This is a genomic window from Albimonas marina, assembly GCF_029223255.1.
GTDB lineage: Bacteria > Pseudomonadota > Alphaproteobacteria > Rhodobacterales > Rhodobacteraceae > Albimonas.
Window position 1 is genome coordinate 151554 of record NZ_JARHUC010000007.1, and the last position, 20394, is coordinate 171947.

Genomic DNA, 20394 nt, shown 5'->3' on the forward strand with positions numbered 1-20394 from the left:
AGCGGGCGTCAGCCCCCGTTCCGGGCCGGTTCCGCGCGCAGACGCCGCAGGCCCGCCGCCCCCGCGGGCGCGAGCAGCGCGAGGATCGCCAGCGTCATCCACGGCCGATCCCCGCTGCGGGCGTAGAGCGTGGGGGCGAGCGCGATGGGCAGGCGCGCCTGCACGGCGCCCGCCTCCAGCAGGCCGAGGCGCTCCACCACCCGGCCCCAGGGGTCGATCATCGCCGAGATGCCGGTGTTGGCGGCGCGCGCCAGCGGCAGGCCCTGCTCGATCGCGCGCATCCGCGCCTGGTGAAAGTGCTGCCAGGGCCCGGCCGAGGCGCCGAACCAGGCGTCGTTGGTGATCTGCACCATCCAGCGCGGCCGCGCCTCGGGATCGGCCGAGGGCATCTCGTGGGGGAAGATCGTCTCGTAGCAGATCTGGGGGGCGAAGGCGGGCAGGCCGGGCAGGTCGAGATGCGCCGCGCCCTCGCCCGAGGCGAAGCCGCCGCTCTCGCCCACCAGGGGCCCGAGGCCGGCTTGGGCCATCAGGCCATGGAGCGGCATGTATTCGCCGAAGGGCACCAGGTGGCGCTTGTCGTAGGCGGCCAGGATCTCGCCCCCGGGGCCGATCGCCTCGAGCGCGTTGCGCCAGGAGTTGCGGCCCGAGGCGTCGGGGACGATGCGGCGCGCGCCCACCAGCACGGTCGCGCCGCGGGCGGCGGCGGCGATGGCCTCGCGCGCGGCGGGCTCGCGCTCCAGGATCCAGGGCACCGCGGTCTCGGGCCAGATCACCACGTCGGGGGCGGGGCGGCCGGGCTCGGGGGCAGAGAGGGCGCGCAGGCGGGCGAAGATGCGGGGCATCTCGTCGGGGTCCCACTTGGCGCGCTGGGCGGCGTTGGGCTGCACTAGGCGCACCTCGGGGGCCGAGGGGGGCGCGGGGTCGGCGGGGGCGCCGGCCAGCCGCCAGCCCGACCAGCCGAAGCCGACCGCCAGCGCCAGGACCGCCGCCGCGCAAGCTGCGGCGAAGCCCGGCCGAAGGCCGGCCCGCAGGGCCATCGCCGACAGGCGGCCCTCGGCGCGCGCCGCCGGGATGACGCCGCCCGGCGTCAGCCAGGGCGAGGCGAGGGCGCCTGCGAAGGCCAGGACCAGCAGCCCCAGCGTGTGGGGGCCGAAGAGGGACAGCGTCTGCGCCAGCCAGGTCTGGGCGAAGGCGTAGGCGGGCAGGGCCCAGGGGAAGCCGGTCAGGACATGGGCGCGGGCGAACTCGGCCAGCGTCCAGGCGCCGGCCAGCGCCAGCGCCGCGGGCAGGCCCCGGGCCGAGGTCGCCTCGCACAGCCGCCGCGCGGCCCAGAAGGCCAGCGCCCAGAACAGGCCCAGCCCGGCGGCGAGCCCGGTCACCGCGAAGGGCGCCATCCAGCCGTGGCGGGCGACGTCCACCAGGAACGCCTCCGCCACCCAGTAGAGCCCGGTGAGGAAGAAGGCCGTGCCCGCCGCCCAGCCGATGCGGAACGCCTCCGCCCGCTCGCCCTTCGCCAGCGCCAGCCAGGCGAGCGCGGGGATGCAGAGGAAGACCAGCGGCCAGAGGCCGACCGGCGGCTGGGCGAGGGTCAGCCCCACGCCGCAGGCCGCCGCCAGCAGAAGGCGCCCGCGGCGGGTCCCGGCGGCGCGGCCCAGCCGACCGCGCAGGCCGGGGGCCAGGCGCCGGGGCGCGGCGGGGCGGGTCGCCCCCCGCCCGGATCGGCTCTCGGAGCGGCGGCCCCCGGATCGCGCGGTCATTCGGCCGCCCGCGCCTCCGCGGGGATCGAGGCCGTCGAGGCCGGGGCTGCGGCCAGCGTCGCCTCGGCGTCGGTCTCGGCCGTGTCGACCGTCTCCGACGTGTCCTCCCCCGCCCGCTTCAGCCGCACCCGCAGGCGCTTGATGCGGCGGGGATCGGCGTCGAGCACCTCGAACTCGTGTCCGTCGGGATGCAGGATCACCTCGCCCCGCTCGGGGATGCGGTCGGCGAGCATGAAGACCAGGCCGCCCAGCGTGTCCACGTCCTCGTCGAGGTCGTCGGCCAGCAGGTCGACGCGGGCCTCGCTCTCGAACTCGGGGATCTCGAGGCGCGCGGCGCAGATGTAGACGCCCTCGGCCTCCTTGCGGAACGAGAAGCTGTCGGCGACGTCGTGCTCGTCCTCGATGTCGCCCACGATGGTCTCGAGCACGTCCTCGATGGTCACCAGCCCGTCGACGCCGCCGTACTCGTCGATCACGAGGGCCATGTGCATCCGCCCGCCCTGCATCTTCTGCAGCAGCGCGTCGATGGGCATCGAGGGCGGCACGTAGAGCATGGGGCGCAGCAGGGGCCGCAGGTCGAAGTCGTCCTGCACCGCCCCGTTGAAGCCGAAGCGCAGCGCCAGGTCCTTGAGGTGCACGAAGCCCAGCGGATCGTCCAGCGTCTCGCGGTAGACGGGCAGGCGGGTGTGGCGGGTCTTGCGGAAGGCCGAGACCAGCTCCTCGAGCCCGCCGTCGACCTCCACCGCGTCGACGTCGGCGCGGGGCACCATCACGTCGAGCACCTTCAGCTCGCGCAGCCGGCGCACGTTGAGCAGCATCGCCCGCTCGCCCGCGCTGCGCGCCGCCTCCTCGGCGGCGCTGCGTTGGTCGGGGTTCGGCTCGACGTTCCTCGCCCGGCCGAAGAGCCGCGCGATCAGGCTTCGACTCGACGCCTCGGCGCCGTCGTCCTGGCCGCCCGCGGCGCCCGCTTCCGTGGCCGGGGCTCTCGCCTCCCGGCCGCGTCCTTGATCAGAGTCCATCGCTCCCAGTCCGTTCGGCCGCGGCAGGACGCCCGGCCTCCTCGAAATCGTCGGCGGACCTGTAGGGGTCCGCCAGCCCGGCCGCAAGCATCGCCTCGGTCTCGAGCCCTTCCATCAATGCCGCGTCCGCCTCCCGAACGTGATCGTACCCCAGGAGATGGAGCGTTCCGTGCAATATAAGATGCAGCGCATGGTCGCGCAGGGGCAGGCCGAGCGCCTCGGCCTCCCGCGCGCAGGTCTGGTAGGCGAGCGCGAGGTCGCCGAGGCTCTCGCCCTCGTCGTCCATGGCGGGGAAGCCGGCCATCTCGGGCGCGGGCTCGGGCTCGGGCGGGTCCAGCGGCCGGGTCCCGTCGGGCAGGCCCGAGGGGGCGGCCCCCAGCTCCCACGCGGGCCAGGACAGCACGTTGGTGGGCGTGGGCTTGCCGCGGTGGAAGTCGTTGAGCCCGGCGATGGTCCGGTCGTCGGCGAAGAGAAAGCTCACCGCCCGGCCCTGCGCCGAGACGCCGGCGGCGGCGAGCGCCATGGCCGCGCCGCGGGCGGCGAGCGATTCCACCTCCGCCTCGCCCCCCAGCGCGTCCGCCCAGGCCTCTTCCTCCAGCGCCAGCTCGACCACCGGCGCGGGGAGGTCCGCGCCGGGCTCGGTCGTCGTCGGGGGACGGTCAGCCGGGGGAGGCATCGCCCTCCTCCCGTTTCGCGGTCTCGTCGGCGGCCTCCAGCGCGGCGTTGCGCGAGCGGCTCCGATCCTGGCCCCGATCCTGGCCGCGCTCGTAGCCCCGGCCGGGGGCGCGGTCGCGCCCCGGCTCGTAGCCCCGGCCGGGGGCGCGGTCGCGCCCCGGCTCGTAGGGCTGGTCGCGGCCGGTCTCGCGGTCGTAGGCCTCGATGATGCGGGCGACCAGCGGGTGGCGCACCACGTCCTCGGCGGCGAAGCGCACCAGGCCCACGCCCTTCACCCCCTCCAGCAGCCGCGTCGCCTGGCGCAGGCCCGAGTGGACCCCGCGCGGCAGGTCGACCTGGCTGAGGTCGCCGGTGATGGCCATGCGCCCGCCCTCGCCCAGTCGGGTGAGGAACATCTTCATCTGCATCTCGGTGGCGTTCTGCGCCTCGTCGAGCACCACGAAGCAGTTCGAGAGCGTGCGCCCGCGCATGAAGGCCAGCGGCGCGATCTCGATCTTCTTCTCCGCGATCGCCTTCTGGACATGCGCCGGCGGCAGCAGGTCGTTCAGCGCGTCGTAGAGCGGCTGCATGTAGGGATCGACCTTCTCCTTCATGTCGCCGGGCAGGAAGCCCAGGCGCTCGCCCGCCTCGACGGCGGGACGGCTGAGGAGAATGCGGTCGACCCGGCCTTCCAGCCACATCGAGACGCCCACGGCCACGGCGAGATAGGTCTTGCCGGTGCCGGCGGGGCCGATGCCGAAGACCATCTCGTTGTCGAACAGCGCCTTGACGTAGTCGCGCTGGGTGCGCGTGCGCGGCTCGACCGTCTTCTTGCGGGTGCGGATCTCGAGCCGGCCGCCCGCGAACATCTCGAGCTGGCTCTCGGGCGAGGGGCCGCCGGGTTTCGACGGCTCGGGCGCCGGCGCCGCGCCGAAGCGCAGGGCGGCGTCGACGTCGCCGGGCTCCACCGGGCGGCCCTGTTCGAGCCGTCGGTACAGCGCCTGCAGCGCGTCGGCGGCGCCGTTCACGGCCTCCGGCTCGCCATGCACGGCCAGGACGTTGCCCCGGCGCAGGATCTGCACGCCCAGCGCGTGCTCCACCTGGGCGAGGTTCCGGTCGAAGCCGCCGCAGAGGTCGATCAGCAGGCGGTTGTCAGGGAAGTCGAGGAGGGTCTCGGACGGGGCGCCCGACATCGCGGGGCCGTCGTCGGAGGGGCTCCGGCGACCAGATTCGGCGGACAGGACGGTCTGCGCCAAGGGCTCTCCATCAGGAAGCAAGCCGCGCCCGATCAGGCCGGGCGTGAGGCAAGCGTGGCCCATGCGCGGGCGCGGGGCAAGGGGAGACTTCATGATCATTTGACGGCCGCCCGCCGCAATTCGTCGCCGTCCCGAATGGCGGCGTCGGCGGGGGCGGGACGATGGCGCGGGCCCCCGCCGCCGGGCGCCGCGGAGGGCGCCCGGCCGCGTCGGGTCGGGGGCGACGCCGAGACGCCGCCCCCGGATCCTGCAGGGCCGGTCGCGGCGCCGCGGCCGGAGCCGCTTCTCAGCCCGCGGCGGGGGCGTTCAGGTCCGCGAAGCTGCGGCCCTCGGCCACCAGCCGCTCCAGCAGCGGGGCGGGGGCCCAGAACCCGGGGTCCTCCTGCGCGAATTCCTGGAGGTCGCTCAGGATCTTCGCCAGGCCCACCGTGTCGGCATGGTGCATCGGGCCGCCCCGCCAGCGGGGATAGCCGTAGCCGGCGATGGCGGTCATGTCGACGTCGAGCGGGCGCAGGGCGATGCCCTCGCCCACCACCTTCGCCGCCTCGTTGGTCATCGCGGCGATGTAGCGGCGCAGGATCTCCTCGCGCGTGAAGCTGCGGGCGTTGATCCCCAGGCGCCGGCGCTCGGCCTCGATCATCGGCAGGACCTGCGGGTTCGGCGGGCCGGAGCGGGCGCCGCCGGCATAGTCGTAGAAGCCGATCCCGGTCTTCTGGCCCAGCCAGCCGTTCTCGTACATCCGGTCGAGGAAGCCCTCGGAGTAGCGCTCGCCCGGATCGCGGGTCTCGTCCTTGCCGCGGCGGTTGAGGTAGCCGATGTCGAGCCCCGCGAGGTCCCCCATCTGGAACGGCCCCATCGGGTAGCCGAAGCCGCGCACGGCCGCGTCGACCTCGTAGGGGGAGGCGCCGTCCTCGACCATCATGTCGGCGGCCTTGAGGTAGGCGCCCAGAATCCGGTTGCCGATGAACCCGTCGCAGACGCCCGCGCGCACCGCGATCTTGCCCATCCTGCGGGCCAGCGCGAAGCCGGTGGCCACGACCTCGGGCAGGGTCTTGGCGCCCACCACCACCTCCAGCAGGCGCATGACGTGGGCCGGCGAGAAGAAATGCAGGCCCAGCACGTCCTGCGGGCGGCGGGTGACGGCGGCGATCTCGTTCACGTCGAGATAGGAGGTGTTGGTGGCCAGCACCGCACCCTCGCGCACGACGGCGTCGAGCTTGGCGAAGACCTCCTTCTTCACCGACATCTTCTCGAACACCGCCTCGACCACCAGGTCGACGTCCGAGAGCGCGGCGAAATCGGCCGCGCCGGTCCAGCGCGTCGCCAGCAGCTCGTCCAGCGCCTGCTGGCTCATCCGACCCTTGGCGACCGAGGAGGCGAAGTTGCGCCGCAGGTTCGCCTCGCCGCGGGCCAGCGCCTCGGCATCCATCTCGACCATCACCACCTTCAGGCCGGCGTTCAGCGCGGCCGCGGCGATGCCCGCGCCCATGGTGCCGCCGCCGACCACGCCCACGGTCTCGAGCCTGCGGGGCGCGGCCGAGGCCTCGGGGATCTTGGCCACCGCCCGCTCGCCGAAGAAGGCGTGGACCATCGCGTCGCGCTGCGGATCGGCATGGGACTTGTCGGAGACGGCGGTCTCGTGGCGCAGGCCCTCCTCGAAGGGCAGCAGGCAGCCCTCCACCGCCTCGACGCAGTAGAGCACGGCGTTCAGGCCGCGGCCGGTCTTCACCGCCCGCTCGCGCCACTCGGCGAACAGCTCGGGCGTGGCGTCGGGGACCGGCATCTCGCCGGTGCGGCGCACGCCCTTGCCCTCCGCCGCGAGGCGCCGGGCATAGGCGAGGCCGGCGGCGAGCGCGTCGCCCGAGTCGTCCAGCTCGTCGATCAGGCCCAGGTCGCGGGCCTCGGGCGCGGGGATGTGGCGACCGGTGGTGATCGCTTCCAGCGCCCGGGCCGCGCCCATCAGGCGGGGCGCGCGCTGGGTGGCGCCGGCGGCGGGGATCACGCCCAGGTGCACCTCGGGCAGGCCGACCTTCGCGTCGCGCTGGGCGATGCGCCAGTGCGCGGCGATGGCGACCTCGAGCCCGCCGCCCAGCGCGGTCCCGTGCAGGGTGGCGACCACGGGCTTGGTCGCGGCCTCGATCCGGTCGCACAGGGTCCAGATCTGCGGATCGGCGCGCTTCGTGCCGAACTCCTTGATGTCGGCGCCGGCGTGGAAGGTGCGGCCGTCGCAGTGGATCAGGGCGATGGCGGCGTCGGGGTCGGCGTCGAACCGCTCCATCCCCGCCACGATCCCGGCGCGGACGTCGGCGCCCAGCGCGTTCACGGGCGGGTTGTCGGTGCGGATGACGGCGACGCCGTCCACGCGCTCGTAGGTGACGAAGTCGCTCAGCCGGTCTGCCATGGGGTCTCCTCCTCGCGGGCGGTCCGCCCTGTCGGGGGCGGAGAGTGTCGGCAGCGCGGGCCGGAGGCAAGACCGGCCGGCCGGTCGGGGCGCCTCGGCGTCCGGGGGACGGGGGCGCGCGGCGCTTAACGCCCTCGCAACGCTTTCGGTCCTAGATCCCTGCGCGAGCCATGGAGCAGGAGGCGAGGCGTGATCCCCGACATCTCCGATCCCCGCTGGAAACGGGCGCTGACGACGGACTGCGACTACGCCTCCGCTGCGCTCGCGACCCGTCTGCTGGTGGCGCGCCTGCGCCGGGAGGTTCAGGCCGACCCGCCCTCGCTGTCCGCCAAGGTCGCCGAGCTTCGCGGCTTCTTCGAGAAGAACGACGTCGTGCGCGCCGACGTCGCGCGCCTGTGATCCGCGCGGGCAGGGGGAGCGGCTGATGCAGACCCGGATGATGACCGTGGCCGAGGCGTCGGAGCGGATCCGCGCGGGCTCCGTGATGCTGGCGGCCGGCGCCGCGCCCGCCCTCGCCCAGCTTCCCCGCGGGCGCTGGATCGGCGGCACGGCGAGCCATTTCATCACCGCGCAGGGCGGGCGGGAGGATCGCGCGCGCCTGATGTGCACCGAGATCGAGAGCGCGCTCGAGGCCCGCGTGCGCACGCTGACGCCCGAGGCGCTGCCCACCCTGGCGCAGGAACGCTACGCCCATGGCGCGACCCTGATCCTGATCCCCGCCTTCTGCGAGGCGCACGAGCGGTTCGCCCTCGACGGCGCGACCTGGCCGGGCCTGTTCGAGCAGCCGCTGATGGGCTGGATCGCGGGCGTCCACCCCGACGAGGCGGAGCGGGCGCGCGCCAAGGTGATCGACGGCGAGAGCGGGCGGATGCTTAAGGAAGGCGCCGTGCTGATGCACCTGGCGCTTCCGCCGGGGGTCTCGGTCGAGCTCGACATCCTCAACCCGTTCGAGCCGGGGGAGGAGCCCGCCACCCGCTTCGTCTTCGCCGAGACCGGCTTCTCCGCCCGCACCGCGACGGTGAAAGGGCGGGAGGTGGCGCTGGCGGACTACCTGACCAAGGCCGCGGTCGACCTGCGCCTGCCGCTGGTGGCGAACTATGCCGGCGCGCGGGTCAACGTCTCGTTCCGGTCGGTGGACGCCGGCTCGGGCGAGGTGCGGTTCTATGCGCCGGTCGTGGCGGGCGTCGAATACCGCCAGGCCCGGCCGCTGGCCGACTACGCCGCCGCCTTCGCCGCCGCCGCCCCCGGCGACGCGGCCGAGCGGCTGTCGTGCAACTGCGTGCTGAACTACCTCCACGGCGGGCTGGAGGGGAAGGCCGCCGGCGGCTACCTCGGCCCCGCCACCTTCGGCGAGATCGCCTACATCCTGCTCAACCAGACCCTGGTGCAGCTGGACCTCCGCGACGGCGCCGCTGGCGCCGCCGCCTGATCGGTCCCGGTCGAGGAGGGCCGAGGGAGAATTTTCCAGGGGGGTGCAGAGGGCGCCCTCTGCGGCCGCGTCCGGCGCCCGGACCCAATGCCAGGAACCCGTCGCTCGGTCCTCGGCTCCGAAAAGCTGGACCGCCCGGGCGCGTCGGGCGCTCTGGCGGCCTGTTGCAGCAATGTCCCGCGAGACTGTCGCGTCTCCGCTGGAACCTCGTGCGTCGCGCCGACCCGGTGCGCCCGGACGTCTAGGCTCCGAAGCGAGCAGGCCGGACGGCGAGGGGCGTCCAAGGCGGCGGACAGGGCGGCCCCGGACGTCGACGGTCCTCTGCGGACGCGGGCGCCCGGCGAGGACCCTCTCGACGATCGCGCCCGGAGAGCGCGCGGCGCTCCCCGGGGCTACGATCATCAAGGGACCGGCGCCCGGCGGCCCCGCCCGTCTCCGCTCACTGGGCGGAGACGACCGTCATCACCAGCTTGCCGTCGGGCTTGATCGGGCCGTCCTCCTTGGCGCCGAGGGTGTACTCGAAGACGCCGGTCTTCATGCCGCCCTCCTCGGAATGAACCATCAGCATCAGCATCTCGCCGGGCGCGACCGCCTCGGTCAGGATCGCGGCGACGTCCCGGTTCTCGCCCATGCGCAGAGGGGCGTGGGCGACGACGGGGCCGGGCTTCATCGCGGCGTCGGTGCGGTGCACCACCAGCCAGCCGTTGGCGGGAGCCAGCACCTTTTCGGCCGAGACCACCCCGTTCGCGACGCTCTGGTCCGAGGCCTCGACCATGGCGGCGTCGGCGAGCGCGGGGGCGGCGAACAGCGCGGCGAGCGCGGCGGCGGAGGCGAGGATGCGGGTCATGGACGTCTCCCTATCACGCGCGGGCAGGAGGCCCGTCGCTGGGGTCAGCTACGCGCAGCCGCGCGCAGGGTTTCGCCGATCACGCGGACGTCATCCGCCGCGGCCCGATCGCCTCGACCCCCGCGGCCGTCCCGCCCGCCCCCGCGCAGGCGCCGCGTCCGCCGTCGCGCGGGCCCCGGCGGCCCGCCCGCGGCGCCGGGCCGGCGCGGCGCCCGGGCCCGGCGGTCCCGCCCGCGGCGGTCGCCCCCGGCGTCCGCGCCCGCCGCGCGCCGCGGGCGGAGCCGTCGCACGGGCGCGCGGCCCGACGCGGCGCCTCCGCGCGTCGGGCGGGCCGCTCGGCTCAAGGTCGGGAGGGGACGGAGAGGCGGGGGCGCGCCGGAAGCGGCGCCGGGGGCGATCCGCTCGGGCCGGTGCGCTCGGGCAGGTGCGCTGGGGACCGCGCGCGACGCCCGCCGGTCCGCAAGCGAAAACCGCGCCGCCCCGGGAAGGGCGGCGCGGCGATGCGCGGAAGGGGCGTGCCGGCCCGCGGGCGGGGCGGCGCGGGCGGGCGGGGACGCCCGCCGGAGCCTCAGTAGCGGTAGTGCTCGGGCTTGAACGGGCCCTCGGGGGTCACGCCGATGTAGTCGGCCTGGGCCTGCGACAGCTCGGTCAGCTTCACGCCCAGCTTGTCGAGATGCAGCTTGGCCACCTTCTCGTCGAGGTGCTTGGGCAGCACGTAGACCTTGTTCTCGTACTGGTCGCCCTTGGTCCACAGCTCGATTTGCGCGAGCGTCTGGTTGGTGAAGGAGGCCGACATCACGAACGAGGGGTGGCCGGTGGCGTTGCCCAGGTTCAGCAGGCGCCCCTCGGAGAGCAGGATCATCCGGTTGCCGCTGGGCATCTCGATCAGGTCGACCTGCGGCTTCACGTTGGTCCACTTCATGTTCTTGAGAGCCGCGACCTGGATCTCGTTGTCGAAGTGGCCGATGTTGCCCACGATCGCCATGTCCTTCATCTCGCGCATGTGCTCGAGACGGATGACGTCCTTGTTGCCGGTGGTGGTGATGAAGATGTCGGCGGTCTTGACCACGTCCTCAAGCGTCGAGACCGCGAAGCCGTCCATCGCCGCCTGAAGCGCGCAGATCGGGTCGATCTCGGTCACGATCACGCGCGCGCCCGCGCCGCGCAGCGAGGCGGCCGAGCCCTTGCCCACGTCGCCGTAGCCGCACACGACCGCGACCTTGCCGGCCATCATCGTGTCGGTGGCGCGGCGGATGCCGTCGACCAGCGATTCCTTGCAGCCGTACTTGTTGTCGAACTTCGACTTGGTGACGCTGTCGTTGACGTTGATCGCGGGGAAGGGCAGGCGGCCCTTCTCCATCAGCTGGTAGAGGCGGTGGACGCCGGTGGTGGTCTCCTCCGACACGCCCTTGATCATGTGGCGCTGCTTGATGAACCAGCCGGGGCTCTCCTTCATGCGCTTCTTGATCTGGGCGAAGAGGGCCTCCTCCTCCTCCGACTGCGGGTTCTCGATCAGGTCGGTCTCGCCCTCTTCGACGCGGGCGCCCATCAGGATGTAGAGGGTCGCGTCGCCGCCGTCGTCGAGGATCATGTTGCAGCCCCCCTCGGGGAACTGGAAGATCTTGTCGGCGTAGTCCCAGTACTCGGGCAGGGTCTCGCCCTTGATCGCGAAGACCGGGATGCCGGCCTTGGCGATGGCGGCGGCCGCGTGGTCCTGGGTCGAGAAGATGTTGCACGAGGCCCAGCGGACCTCCGCCCCCAGCGCCACCAGCGTCTCGATCAGCACGGCGGTCTGGATGGTCATGTGCAGCGAGCCGGCGATGCGCGCGCCCTTCAGCGGCTTCTGCTCGCCGAACTCCTCGCGCAGGGCCATCAGGCCGGGCATCTCGGTCTCGGCGATGTCGAGCTCGATGCGGCCGAACTCGGCCAGGCTGATGTCCTTGACGATATAGTCGGTCATGCGTGTCTCCTGCGCGGGGCGGCGCGGCCTGTGTCGGCCGCGGCCGGGAGGGGTCCTGTCATCTGGATTGGATCGTTATCAGCGCCGGCGCCGCATCGCAACGAGACGGCGCGCGGCGCCCCGGACGCGGCGGCGCCGGCTATGCCGGCAAGAGATGAATTTCCGGTTGAGACGCGCGCCCCGCCGAAGCGGCCGCGCGCCCCCCGGCCCGGGTTCCGCGGCGCGCCCTCTCGACGGGGCGTGCGCGGGGCGCTAAGCCTCGCGCCCGCCCCTCGCCGCCTTCGGAGGTTCCATGTCCGGCACGCCCCCCCGCGCCTGGCAACGCATGCTGTCGGGCCGCCGGCTCGACCTGCTCGATCCTGCGCCGCTCGACGTGGAGATCGAGGACATCGCCCACGGCCTCGCCTTCGTCGCCCGCTGGAACGGGCAGACGCTGGGGGACTGGGCGTTCTCGGTCGCCGAGCATTCGTTGCTGGTCGAGGAGATCTTCGGCACGCTCACGGCGGCGCCGAAGCCCCGCGACCGGCTGCTGGCGCTGCTCCACGACGCGCCCGAATACGTGATCGGCGACATGATCTCGCCGTTCAAGGCGGCGCTGGGCATCGACTACAAGGCCTTCGAGGCGCGGCTGGAGCGGGCCGTGCACGTGCGCTTCGGCCTGCCCTCCGAGACGCCCAAGGGCGTGAAGGCCCAGATCAAGCGCGCCGACCGGGCCTGCGCCTGGTTCGAGGCGACGCAGCTCGCCGGCTTCTCCCACGCCGAGGCGGACCGCTTCTTCGGCCGCCCCAGGTTCCCCGGCGCCGAGAGCTTCCGCCTGACCCCCCTCTCCCCGCGCGAGGCGCGCGAGCGCTTCCTGGCGCGGTTCCATGAGCTGATGGAGGCGATGGAGTCCCGTGACTCCGCGCGCGCCGGACGTTAAGCCGGTTTCATGACCGAGACGCCTTACAGCCCCGACCGCCCGCTCCGCCTCGGCACCCGAGGCTCGCCGCTTGCCGTGGCCCAGGCCGAGGAGACGCGCGGCCGCCTGGCCGCCGCCCACGGCCTGCCGCTGGAGGCGTTCGAGATCGTGGTCATCAAGACCACCGGCGACCGGGTGCAGGACCGCGCGCTGAGCGAGATCGGCGGCAAGGGCCTGTTCACCAAGGAGATCGAGGAGGCGCTGACCTCCGGCGCCATCGACATCGCCGTCCACTCGATGAAGGACATGCCGGTCGAGCAGCCCGACGGGCTCGCCCTGACCGCCTATCTCCCGCGCGAGGACGTGCGCGACGCCTTCGTCAGCCTCGCCTTCGGGGGCCTCTCGGACCTGCCGCAGGGCGCGGTGCTGGGCACGTCGTCGCTGCGCCGGCGCGCGCAGGCGCTGAACCGGCGCCCCGACCTGCAGGTGGTGGAGTTCCGCGGCAACGTGCAGACCCGGCTGCGCAAGCTCGCCGACGGGGTGGCGGCGGCGACGTTCCTCGCCTGCGCCGGCCTGCGCCGGCTGGGGATGGACGAGCTGGCCGAGAAGGCCATCGCCACCGACGAGATGCTGCCCGCGGTCGCGCAGGGCGCCATCGGCATCGAGCAGCGCGCCGACGACGCCGCCGTCTCGGCCCTGCTGGGCGCCATCGACCATTCCGACACGAAGAAGCGGCTGGCGGCGGAGCGGGCGTTCCTCGCCGGCCTCGACGGCTCCTGCCGCACGCCCATCGGCGGGCTGGCCGAGCTGCTGCCCGGCGACCGCCTGCGCCTGCGCGGCGAGATCATCCGCCCCGACGGCTCGGTCCGCCACGCGACGGAACGGGAGGGGCCGGTCTCGGACGCCGCCGCCATGGGCGCGGACGCGGCCGCCGAGCTGCGCGGGCGCGGCGGCCCGGACTTCTTCGCATGAGCGCAGCCGGAGCGCCCGAGGCGGAGGCGCCCGCGGGCGCGGCGCCCGAGGCTCCGGTCGCGCCGCTCGCCCTCGTCACGCGGCCCGAGCCCGCCGCCGCCCGGCTGGCCGCGGCGCTGGAGGCCGAGGGCTGGCGCACGCTCTCCGCGCCCCTGATGCGGTTCGAGACGCTGCCCGCCCCCGCTGATCCGGCCGGGGCCTGGGCGATCGCGCTGACCTCGGCCAGCGGCGCGCGCGCCGCGCCGGCGGGCGAGGCGTTGCGCGCGCCCCCCTGCTTCTGCGTGGGGGAGGCGACGGCCGAGGCGGCCCGCGCCGCGGGCTTCGCCGACGTGCGCGCCGCCGACGGCGACGCCGCCGCGCTCGCCGAGCTGATCGCGGCGCAGGCCCCGCAGGGCGCCGAGATCCTGCACCTGCGCGGCCGCCACGGCGGCGAGGACCTGGCCGAGGCGCTGGCCGCGCGCGGCCTGCGCCTGCGCCAGGCGGTCGTCTACGCGATGTCGGCGGCCGAGGCGCTGCCGCCCGAGGCGGACGCCGCGCTCGCCGCGGGCGAGGTGAAGATGATCCCCGTCTTTTCGCCGCGATCGGGCGCCATCCTTGCGCGGCTGCTGTCGCGGCGTCACGATCTGTCGCGTACGGTGGCGGTCGCGATCAGCCGCGCGGCGGCCGAGGGGCTCGACGCCTGCGGCTTCGCGCGGGTCGAGATCGCCGCGGCGCCGACCCGCAAGGCGATGCGCGCCGCCATGGGCGACGTCGCGAAGGCCGCGCGCCGGCGCGCGGCGCGATCCGCCCCGGACGGGGCGCAGGATCCCGCTCCTTCGGGGGCGCAGGACACGGGCCGGGAGGCCTGAGCGCAGGGGCCGCAAGGCCCGAAGACCGGCCGCGCCGGCCCCTCGCGGGGCCGATCCGCGCGGTTCGCCGCACCCGCCGGTGTTGTTCTGCGGCGGGCGCATCCCATAACGTCCCATAGGGGGCCGCGGCCCCTCGAACGGGAGATCAGGACGGCGAGATGAGCGACAAGACGGACCCCGATCAGACGCCCGGCAAGGGGACCAAGACCCCCGAGGGCGCGCCCGACGCGGCGCCGGAGGCGGAGGCCGCCGGACCCGCGGCCGCCGATCCGATCGACGCGCAGCCGCGCCCGGACGAGATCGAGGACGCGCAGCCCGCCGACGAGGCGCCGACGCCCGAGACCCGCCCCGCCGACGCGGAGGCGATGACCGCCGAGGAATACGAGCTCGCCGCGGCCCAGCCCGGCGTCGACCCCGTGACGCTGGCCGGTCCCGAGCCGGATCGCGACCCCGAGACGGCGCCCGGAAGCGACGCGGCCGAAGCCGGCCTCGACCCCGTGGCGGGCGAGGAGCTGCGCGAGGGCGCGACGGCCGAGGAATTCCCCCACGGCGACGGCTCCACCTGGCCCAACGACCGCCCGGAGGAGCTCGCCGCCGGGCTCGACAGCGGTTCGGACTACGATGCGCGCGACGAGGAGCGCGAGCGGCCGGCGGAGGACGACCCGTTCCACGACGAGCATGACGAGCATGGCCGCACCAGCCTGGCCGCCCGCGCCCTGCAGGCGCTGGTGATCCTGCTGATCGGCGCGGCCATCGCCCTGTGGGCGCTGCCGCGCGTGGCCCCGCACCTGCCCGCCCCCATCGCCGAGGCCGTGCGCGCCCCCGGCATGGTGACCGAGGCCGACCTGACCGCCCTGCGCGCCGAGATCGAGGAGGCCAACGCCACCCGCATCGCCGCGCTGGAAACCCGCCTGGCCGAGGCCGAGGGGGGCGCCGCGGGCGCCGACCTCTCGACCCTCGAGGGCCGGGTCGCGGAGCTGGAGAGCCGGATCGAGACCCTCGGCGGCGCCGCCTCGGGCGGCGACGCGGGCCTCGCCCAGCAGGTCGAGGATCTCTCGGCCGCCCAGTCGAACCTGCGCGCGCAGCTCGATTCGCTGTCGGGGAGCCTGTCCAATCTCGGCGACGCCGCCGGGAACCTGCCCCCCGAGGCCGCCGAGCGCCTGTCCGGCTTCGCCGCCGCCACCGAGGCGCTGCGCGCCGAGATGGGCTCGGTCAACGAGCGGGTCGACCAGCTCGCCGCCCGGCTCGACGAGGCGGAGGCCCGCTTCGACGAGCGCGCCTCGGCCGCCGAGAGCGCGGCGCAGACCGCCCAGACCGAGGCCGCCGACGCCCAGCGCAAGGCCCAGGTCAACGCCGGCTTCGCCCAGCTGATGCTGGCCCTCGACGAGGGGCGGCCCTACGCCGGCCCGATGGCCTCGCTGACCGAGTTCGGCCCCGCGCCGGACCCGCTCGCCGCCCATGCCGACGCGGGCGTGCCCCGCATCGCCGACCTGCGCGAGAGCTTCACCCCCGCCGCTCACGACGCGATGGAGGCGCAGGCCACCGCCGAGGCCGGCGACGCCTTCGCCTCGAAGGCGCTGGCCGCCTTCCGCGCCCGTCTGCAGGGCGTGCCGGTGGACAAGGTCGAGGGCGAGGGGCTCGACGCCCAGCTCGGCGCCGCCGCCGCGGCCCTGCGCGAGGGCGAGGTCGCCCAGGCGCTGGAGGCGCTGGAGGGCCTGCCCCCCGCCGCGGGCGAGGCGATGGGCCCGTGGATGGAGCGCGCCCGCGCCCGCGTCGCCGCCATCGACGCGGCCGAGACCTGGCGCGGCGAGCTGCTGGGCGCGAACTGAGAATGCCGCGCCGCCCCTCGACCGACGCGCCCCCGGGCGCGACGGACGCGGGGCGGCGCGCCGCTGACACGTCCGGCGCGACCGGACGCAAGAAGGAAGGATGCAGGGGATGATCTGGCTTCTGGTGCGCGTGGGCGTGTTCGTGGCGTTGGCCGCGGCGGTCGCCTACGGGATCGGGGTGCTTCTGGACACGCCCGGCGGGATCGAGATCGTCTGGGACGGGCGCGCCTATTCCTTCGATCCGCTGACCTTCGTGGCGATCTTCCTCGGCGCCGTGCTGGCGCTGTGGCTGCTGTGGAAGCTGATCGGGCTGACGATGGCCTGCATCGCCTTCCTCACCGGCGACGAGACCGCGGTCAGCCGCTTCTTCGGCCGCTCGCGCACCCGCCGGGGGCTCGAGGCGCTGGAGGGCGGCATGATCGCCATGGCCGAGGGCGATCCGCGCCGGGCGCTGGCCAAGGCCGAGCGGGCGGGCAAGCTTCTCGACCGCCCCGAACTGGCCGAGTTGCTGGCCGCCCAGGCCGCCCGCGCCGCGGGGCAGGAGGATCGCGCCGAGGTCTATTTCAAGGCGCTGGCGCGCACCAAGCGCACCCAGGCGATCGGCGTCCGCGGCCTGCTGGACCAGGCGATGGAGCGGGGCGAGACCGACAAGGCGCTGATGCTGGCCGAGCGCGCCTTCGCCCTGCGGCCGCGCGACGCCGGGGTGATGACGCGCCTGTTCGACCTGCAGACCGGGGCCGAGGACTGGGGCGCCGCGCGCCGCACCCTGGCCGCCGAGGTCCGCGCCGGCGCCCTGCCGCGCGAGGTCGGCGCCCGCCGCGACGCCGTGCTGGCCCTGGCCGAGGCCCGCGTGGCCGAGGCGAACGGCGAGCATGAGCGCGCCCGCGACGCCGCGCTGGAGGCGAACCGCCGCTCCCCCGCCCTCGCCCCCGCCGCGGTGGCCGCGGCCCGCGCCCTGGCCCAGCAGAACCAGGTCGCCAAGGCCGAGAAGGTGCTGCGCGCCGCCTGGAAGCAGTCGCCGCATCCCGAGATCGCCGGCGCCTTCGCCGCCCTCGTCCCCGACGAGAGCCCCGAGGCGCGCCGCCGCCGCTTCAAGGGCCTGACCTCGGAGAACGTCGACCACGTCGAATCGAAGCTGCTGGAGGCCGAGCTGGCGCTGGCCGCCGAGGACTTCCCCGGCGCCCGCCGCGCGCTGGGCGACCTGACCGAGACCCGGCCCACCACCCGCTCGCTGGCGATCATGGCCGCGGTGGAGCGCGGCTCGGGCGCCGACGACCACGTGGTGCGCGCCTGGCTCGCCAAGGCCCTCTCCGCCCCGCGCGGCGAGGCCTGGACCTGCGACGCCTGCGGCACGGTGCACGAGGCCTGGACCCCGGTCTGCGGCGAGTGCCGGGCGGTGGATTCGCTGAGCTGGAAGCAGCCGGCCGGCGCGGGCGAGAGCGCGGCCGCCCAGCAGGCCCTGCTGCCGGTGATCCTCGCCAGCCTCGAGGGGCAGACCGCGACGCCGCCCGAGACCGCGCGCAAGGACGTGGCCGACGCCGCCGAGGACGCGGTCGAGGCCCAGGCCGAGCCGGTCGTCGAGCCGCGCAAGGGCGCCGCCTGAGGCGAACGCCCCGGCCCGCAGGCCGCACGACGGAAACCACACGCCCCGCGGCCGGACAGGCCGCGGGGCGTTTCGCTTTCCAGCCGGGGCGGCGCAGGGGCCTAGAGGATGAAGTCCCCGGCCCCCATCGCGCCGCCGGTCGCCAGCGTGACCGCGATCTCCAGGTCCGCCACGCCGTCGCCGTTCACGTCGCCCTGCACCGTGAAGACGCCGTCGCCCGTCGCCTCGGCCCGCAGCTCGCCCTTGCGGCCGTGGAAGTCGTCGTCGCCGATGACGCGGAAGGCGTCGTGGCGGCGCGAGCCGCTTTTCGCGTCGATGTCCTTCAGCACGATCCGGTCGCCCTGGGCGCGGGAGAAGTCGAGGATCTCGTCGATCCGCTCGCCGCGGCTGTCGGACAGGCTCTCGAACTCGAAGCGGTCGCGCCCGCCCCCGCCGGTCAGGTCGTCGGCGCCGAAGCCGCCGGCGATCCGGTCCGCGCCACCCTCGCCGAAGATCGCGTCGTCGCCGCCCTCGACCTGGTCGGTGCCCGCGCCCGCGTCGATCCGGTCCCGGCCCGCGCCGCCCAGCACGAGGTCGTCGCCCGCGCCCGCCGCGATCGAGTCGTTCCCTGCCGCGCCGCGGATCTCGTCGTCCTTGTCGAAGCCCAGCAGCAGGTCGTCGCGGGTCGTGCCGGTCACGTCGACCTTGGGGCTCAGCGTCAGCACCTCGCCCTTCGAGACGTCGCGGGACGCGGCGCCGTCGAACTCGGCGATCTCCTGCAGGAGGGCGAGGCGGATCGGATCGTCCGCCGCCCGCTCCAGCGTCGCGACGGCGACGTCGCCCGCGTCCGGGTCGATCAGCCCCGCGAACGTCGTGCGCTGGATCACGTCGCCGTCGAAATCGACCAGCACCGTCTGCGCGAGGCCGCCCGCCGCGCGGTCGCTCTGCATCCCCACCACCAGGTAGCCGACGCCCTTCACCGCCACGATGTTGGCGAAGGCGTCGATCGCCGGGTCGAAGCGGATCCGCGCGACGCCGGCGTCGGGCGTCTCGCCGGGCTTCGCCACGATCAGGCGCATGTCCGCGAGCGAGCTCAGCGTCAGCGCCGCCAGCGTCTGCCCGGAGGCGAAGACGGAGGGGCCGGAGAATTCGCCCAGCCCGGAGAAGCGGAACACGTCCGCGGGACCCGTGCCGGGCAGGGTGCGCATCGCCCAGTCCTGGCTGAAGTCGATGTCGAGGAAGGGAAACTCGCTGTCGACCAGGGTTCCGTCGGACAGCGCCAGGCCCGGCGAAACCTCGGCCAGGTCCGCGATCCTGGAGACGACGCCGGTCGAGACGCTCAGCTGCAGGAGCTCGCCCCGGAACGGCTCGGCGAAGATCCAGTCGGGCGCGTCGGAGCCGCGGGCGCGCTCGGTCAGCTGGAAGAGCTGGTATTTGCCGTCGAAGGTCGTCGAGGTCTGGCCGGTCTGCTCGCCCAGCGCGTCGAAGGCGAGGACGTCGAAGGTCGTCTTCGCCGCGGCGACCGCGCCCTCGACGCTGCGGATCATCACCAGGAAGCCGCCATCGGGGCCCGAGACCACCCGCCCCGTGACGGGATCGTCGCTGGCGACCAGGGCCACGGGGATGTCGTCGCCGACCTTTTCCGGCCCGCCGTCCGCGCTCCGGTCGAACAGGCCCACGGTGAAGGCGGTGGTCCCGTCGTCGCCCCCGACCGGGTTCTCGCTGAACAGGACCGCGAGACCGCCGAGGCCGGTTCCCACGGCGTTCTCGAACTCCATCTCGGGCGGGAAGTCGGCGCCGGCGCCGGACAGGAGAGCGAAGCTCATGCGCCGGCCCTCCGAGCAGGGGCGACGGCGGGCGAGGCGTCCTGCGCGATCGCGGAGGACGAAAACGCGAGCGGCATGGAAATGGTTCCTCGAAGATTTCCCCGGCGAAAGGGTCAACCGTGCGGGCGGCCGTCGCAAACGGAACTCCGCGCCGGCCGTCCCTGCGCCGCCCGCGCGCCGCCGCCGCGCGAGGCCGCGCCGCGAGGCGGGGGATGGCGGCGGTCGACCCAGGCGCTGCGGGGGCCGGGGCGAAGGGGGCGCGGCGTCGCGGCGCCTGTCGTGGCGAAAGCCGCGACGCAAGGCTTGCCAAGCCCCGGCGCCTCGGCTAGATCGGCCGCCGGTCGCCGGTGTAGCTCAGCTGGTAGAGCACGTCATTCGTAATGATGGGGTCGGGGGTTCGAGTCCCTTCACCGGCACCACCCTCATCGAGAAAGATCAGGTTCCCAGCATCTTGCCCGCCCCGCGGGCGAGCGTGAGCGCTCGGCCGCGCGGCCGTCCGCGCCGCCCCCGGGCCGGGCGCCTCCCCCGAATTCCACCTCTGGAACGGAACCGCCCCGTGCCCGTCGGCCCCGCGACGGGGACGGCCGGGCGGGGCGATGCGGCCGCGCAGCGGACGCGAGGGCCGACCGCGCCGGGCCGGGGCCTCCGCGTCAGGCGCCTGGAACGCGAACGGGGGGCCGAAGCCCCCCGCCATGGTCTTGCGAAGACGTCGCGCCGTCAGGCGGGCGTGAACAGCAGGATGTTCTGGCCGCCGGCCGAGGGCTTGAACACCGCCTTCACCTTCTGCCCGATCTGCAGCGCATCCGGATCGCAGTCGACGATGTTGGTGATGGCGCGCACCCGGTCGGCGATCTCGACATAGGCGTAGACGTACTTGCCCCCGCCCTTCACCTGCTGGGCGGTGAACGAGTAGATCGTCCCGGTCCCGTCGCTCTCCTTCCACTCGAGGTTGTCGGAGTAGCAGTGCGGGCACATCGCGCGCGGGAAGTGGTGGCCGCGCCCGCAGTCCTTGCAGGTGCGGATCACCAGCCTGCCCTCGTTGCACGCCTCCCAGAAGCCCTTGGTCTCGGGCAGCATCCAGGGATCGGCGTAGGGCATCTTGTGGTCTTCGGCCAT

The 20394-nt window shown here is 74.7% G+C and carries 16 protein-coding genes and 1 tRNA gene; 8 read left to right on the forward strand and 9 right to left on the reverse strand.

What is annotated here, in order from left to right:
- Positions 1-8 precede the first annotated feature (8 nt).
- The 5 genes from lnt to P2H44_RS19115 form a co-directional block, all read right to left on the reverse strand.
- Entirely contained in the window at positions 9-1757 is a 1749-nt protein-coding gene (gene lnt / locus P2H44_RS19095; RefSeq protein ID WP_275766006.1) for an apolipoprotein N-acyltransferase, read from the reverse strand.
- Positions 1754-2776: a hemolysin family protein gene (locus P2H44_RS19100; protein ID WP_462976306.1), complete on the reverse strand. Its 1023-nt coding sequence runs from the start codon at positions 2774-2776 to the stop codon at positions 1754-1756. The genes lnt and P2H44_RS19100 overlap by 4 nt, the downstream gene beginning before the upstream one ends.
- The gene (ybeY, locus tag P2H44_RS19105; protein ID WP_275766008.1) at positions 2766-3452 is read right to left on the reverse strand and encodes an rRNA maturation RNase YbeY; all 687 of its coding nucleotides are present in this window, start codon (positions 3450-3452) and stop codon (positions 2766-2768) included. Before ybeY ends, P2H44_RS19100 begins: the two co-directional genes overlap by 11 nt.
- Positions 3436-4686: a PhoH family protein gene (locus tag P2H44_RS19110; RefSeq protein ID WP_462976307.1), complete on the reverse strand. Its 1251-nt coding sequence runs from the start codon at positions 4684-4686 to the stop codon at positions 3436-3438. Before P2H44_RS19110 ends, ybeY begins: the two co-directional genes overlap by 17 nt.
- A 286-nt stretch (positions 4687-4972) precedes the next feature.
- The gene (locus P2H44_RS19115) at positions 4973-7087 is read right to left on the reverse strand and encodes a 3-hydroxyacyl-CoA dehydrogenase NAD-binding domain-containing protein (protein WP_275766010.1); all 2115 of its coding nucleotides are present in this window, start codon (positions 7085-7087) and stop codon (positions 4973-4975) included.
- A gap of 189 nt (positions 7088-7276) precedes the next feature.
- Here P2H44_RS19115 and P2H44_RS19120 point away from each other — a divergent pair, with 189 nt between their 5' ends.
- Both P2H44_RS19120 and P2H44_RS19125 read left to right on the forward strand, forming a co-directional pair.
- Positions 7277-7486 (forward strand): hypothetical protein, encoded by a 210-nt coding sequence (locus tag P2H44_RS19120; RefSeq protein WP_275766012.1) that lies wholly within the window; start codon positions 7277-7279, stop codon positions 7484-7486.
- A gap of 25 nt (positions 7487-7511) precedes the next feature.
- Positions 7512-8516 (forward strand): DUF6976 family protein, encoded by a 1005-nt coding sequence (locus tag P2H44_RS19125; protein WP_275766014.1) that lies wholly within the window; start codon positions 7512-7514, stop codon positions 8514-8516.
- Positions 8517-8955: 439 nt separating this feature from the next.
- Here the strand turns inward: P2H44_RS19125 and P2H44_RS19130 are convergent, their stop codons facing one another.
- Together P2H44_RS19130 and ahcY are read right to left on the reverse strand one after the other, a co-directional pair.
- Complete coding sequence (locus P2H44_RS19130; RefSeq protein ID WP_275766016.1) at positions 8956-9363, reverse strand: DUF7282 domain-containing protein; 408 nt, start codon at positions 9361-9363, stop codon at positions 8956-8958.
- 568 nt (positions 9364-9931) lie between these two features.
- A complete protein-coding gene (gene ahcY, locus P2H44_RS19135; RefSeq protein WP_275766018.1) occupies positions 9932-11323 on the reverse strand; it encodes an adenosylhomocysteinase in 1392 nt (463 codons plus the stop codon).
- Positions 11324-11615: 292 nt separating this feature from the next.
- Between ahcY and P2H44_RS19140 the strand changes: the two genes are divergently transcribed.
- The 5 genes from P2H44_RS19140 to P2H44_RS19160 all read left to right on the forward strand — a co-directional run bounded on the left by P2H44_RS19140 (position 11616) and on the right by P2H44_RS19160 (position 17473).
- Entirely contained in the window at positions 11616-12242 is a 627-nt protein-coding gene (locus P2H44_RS19140) for an HD domain-containing protein (protein ID WP_275766021.1), read from the forward strand.
- Between the two features lie 9 nt (positions 12243-12251).
- Positions 12252-13193 carry a hydroxymethylbilane synthase gene (hemC, locus tag P2H44_RS19145; protein WP_275766024.1) on the forward strand — a complete coding sequence of 314 codons (942 nt, stop codon included), beginning with the start codon at positions 12252-12254 and terminating at the stop codon, positions 13191-13193.
- Positions 13190-14041, forward strand: coding sequence for a uroporphyrinogen-III synthase (locus P2H44_RS19150; protein ID WP_275766026.1), 852 nt, complete (start codon positions 13190-13192; stop codon positions 14039-14041). Before hemC ends, P2H44_RS19150 begins: the two co-directional genes overlap by 4 nt.
- A gap of 158 nt (positions 14042-14199) precedes the next feature.
- On the forward strand, positions 14200-15870 hold the full coding sequence (locus P2H44_RS19155) for a hypothetical protein (protein ID WP_275766029.1): 1671 nt from the start codon (positions 14200-14202) through the stop codon (positions 15868-15870).
- 109 nt (positions 15871-15979) lie between these two features.
- The gene (locus tag P2H44_RS19160) at positions 15980-17473 is read left to right on the forward strand and encodes a heme biosynthesis protein HemY (RefSeq protein WP_275766032.1); all 1494 of its coding nucleotides are present in this window, start codon (positions 15980-15982) and stop codon (positions 17471-17473) included.
- A gap of 101 nt (positions 17474-17574) precedes the next feature.
- Here P2H44_RS19160 and P2H44_RS19165 read toward each other — a convergent pair whose 3' ends face one another.
- A complete protein-coding gene (locus tag P2H44_RS19165) occupies positions 17575-19278 on the reverse strand; it encodes a calcium-binding protein (RefSeq protein WP_275766034.1) in 1704 nt (567 codons plus the stop codon).
- Positions 19279-19621: 343 nt separating this feature from the next.
- Here P2H44_RS19165 and P2H44_RS19170 point away from each other — a divergent pair.
- Positions 19622-19697, forward strand: a tRNA-Thr gene (locus P2H44_RS19170).
- A gap of 298 nt (positions 19698-19995) precedes the next feature.
- Here P2H44_RS19170 and P2H44_RS19175 read toward each other — a convergent pair.
- On the reverse strand, positions 19996-20394 hold the full coding sequence (locus tag P2H44_RS19175; RefSeq protein ID WP_275766036.1) for a Zn-ribbon domain-containing OB-fold protein: 399 nt from the start codon (positions 20392-20394) through the stop codon (positions 19996-19998).

Excerpts from the sequence above, each read along its gene's own strand:
- lnt (WP_275766006.1), bottom strand. The coding sequence starts at position 1,757 with ATGACCGCGCGATCCGGGGGCCGCCGCTCCGAGAGCCGATCCGGGCGG.
- P2H44_RS19100 (WP_462976306.1), bottom strand. The coding sequence starts at position 2,776 with ATGGACTCTGATCAAGGACGCGGCCGGGAGGCGAGAGCCCCGGCCACG.
- ybeY (WP_275766008.1), bottom strand. The coding sequence starts at position 3,452 with ATGCCTCCCCCGGCTGACCGTCCCCCGACGACGACCGAGCCCGGCGCG.
- P2H44_RS19115 (WP_275766010.1), bottom strand. The coding sequence starts at position 7,087 with ATGGCAGACCGGCTGAGCGACTTCGTCACCTACGAGCGCGTGGACGGC.
- P2H44_RS19125 (WP_275766014.1), top strand. The coding sequence starts at position 7,512 with ATGCAGACCCGGATGATGACCGTGGCCGAGGCGTCGGAGCGGATCCGC.
- P2H44_RS19130 (WP_275766016.1), bottom strand. The coding sequence starts at position 9,363 with ATGACCCGCATCCTCGCCTCCGCCGCCGCGCTCGCCGCGCTGTTCGCC.
- ahcY (WP_275766018.1), bottom strand. The coding sequence starts at position 11,323 with ATGACCGACTATATCGTCAAGGACATCAGCCTGGCCGAGTTCGGCCGC.
- P2H44_RS19140 (WP_275766021.1), top strand. The coding sequence starts at position 11,616 with ATGTCCGGCACGCCCCCCCGCGCCTGGCAACGCATGCTGTCGGGCCGC.
- hemC (WP_275766024.1), top strand. The coding sequence starts at position 12,252 with ATGACCGAGACGCCTTACAGCCCCGACCGCCCGCTCCGCCTCGGCACC.
- P2H44_RS19150 (WP_275766026.1), top strand. The coding sequence starts at position 13,190 with ATGAGCGCAGCCGGAGCGCCCGAGGCGGAGGCGCCCGCGGGCGCGGCG.
- P2H44_RS19155 (WP_275766029.1), top strand. The coding sequence starts at position 14,200 with ATGAGCGACAAGACGGACCCCGATCAGACGCCCGGCAAGGGGACCAAG.
- P2H44_RS19160 (WP_275766032.1), top strand. The coding sequence starts at position 15,980 with ATGATCTGGCTTCTGGTGCGCGTGGGCGTGTTCGTGGCGTTGGCCGCG.
- P2H44_RS19165 (WP_275766034.1), bottom strand. The coding sequence starts at position 19,278 with ATGAGCTTCGCTCTCCTGTCCGGCGCCGGCGCCGACTTCCCGCCCGAG.
- P2H44_RS19175 (WP_275766036.1), bottom strand. The coding sequence starts at position 20,394 with ATGGCCGAAGACCACAAGATGCCCTACGCCGATCCCTGGATGCTGCCC.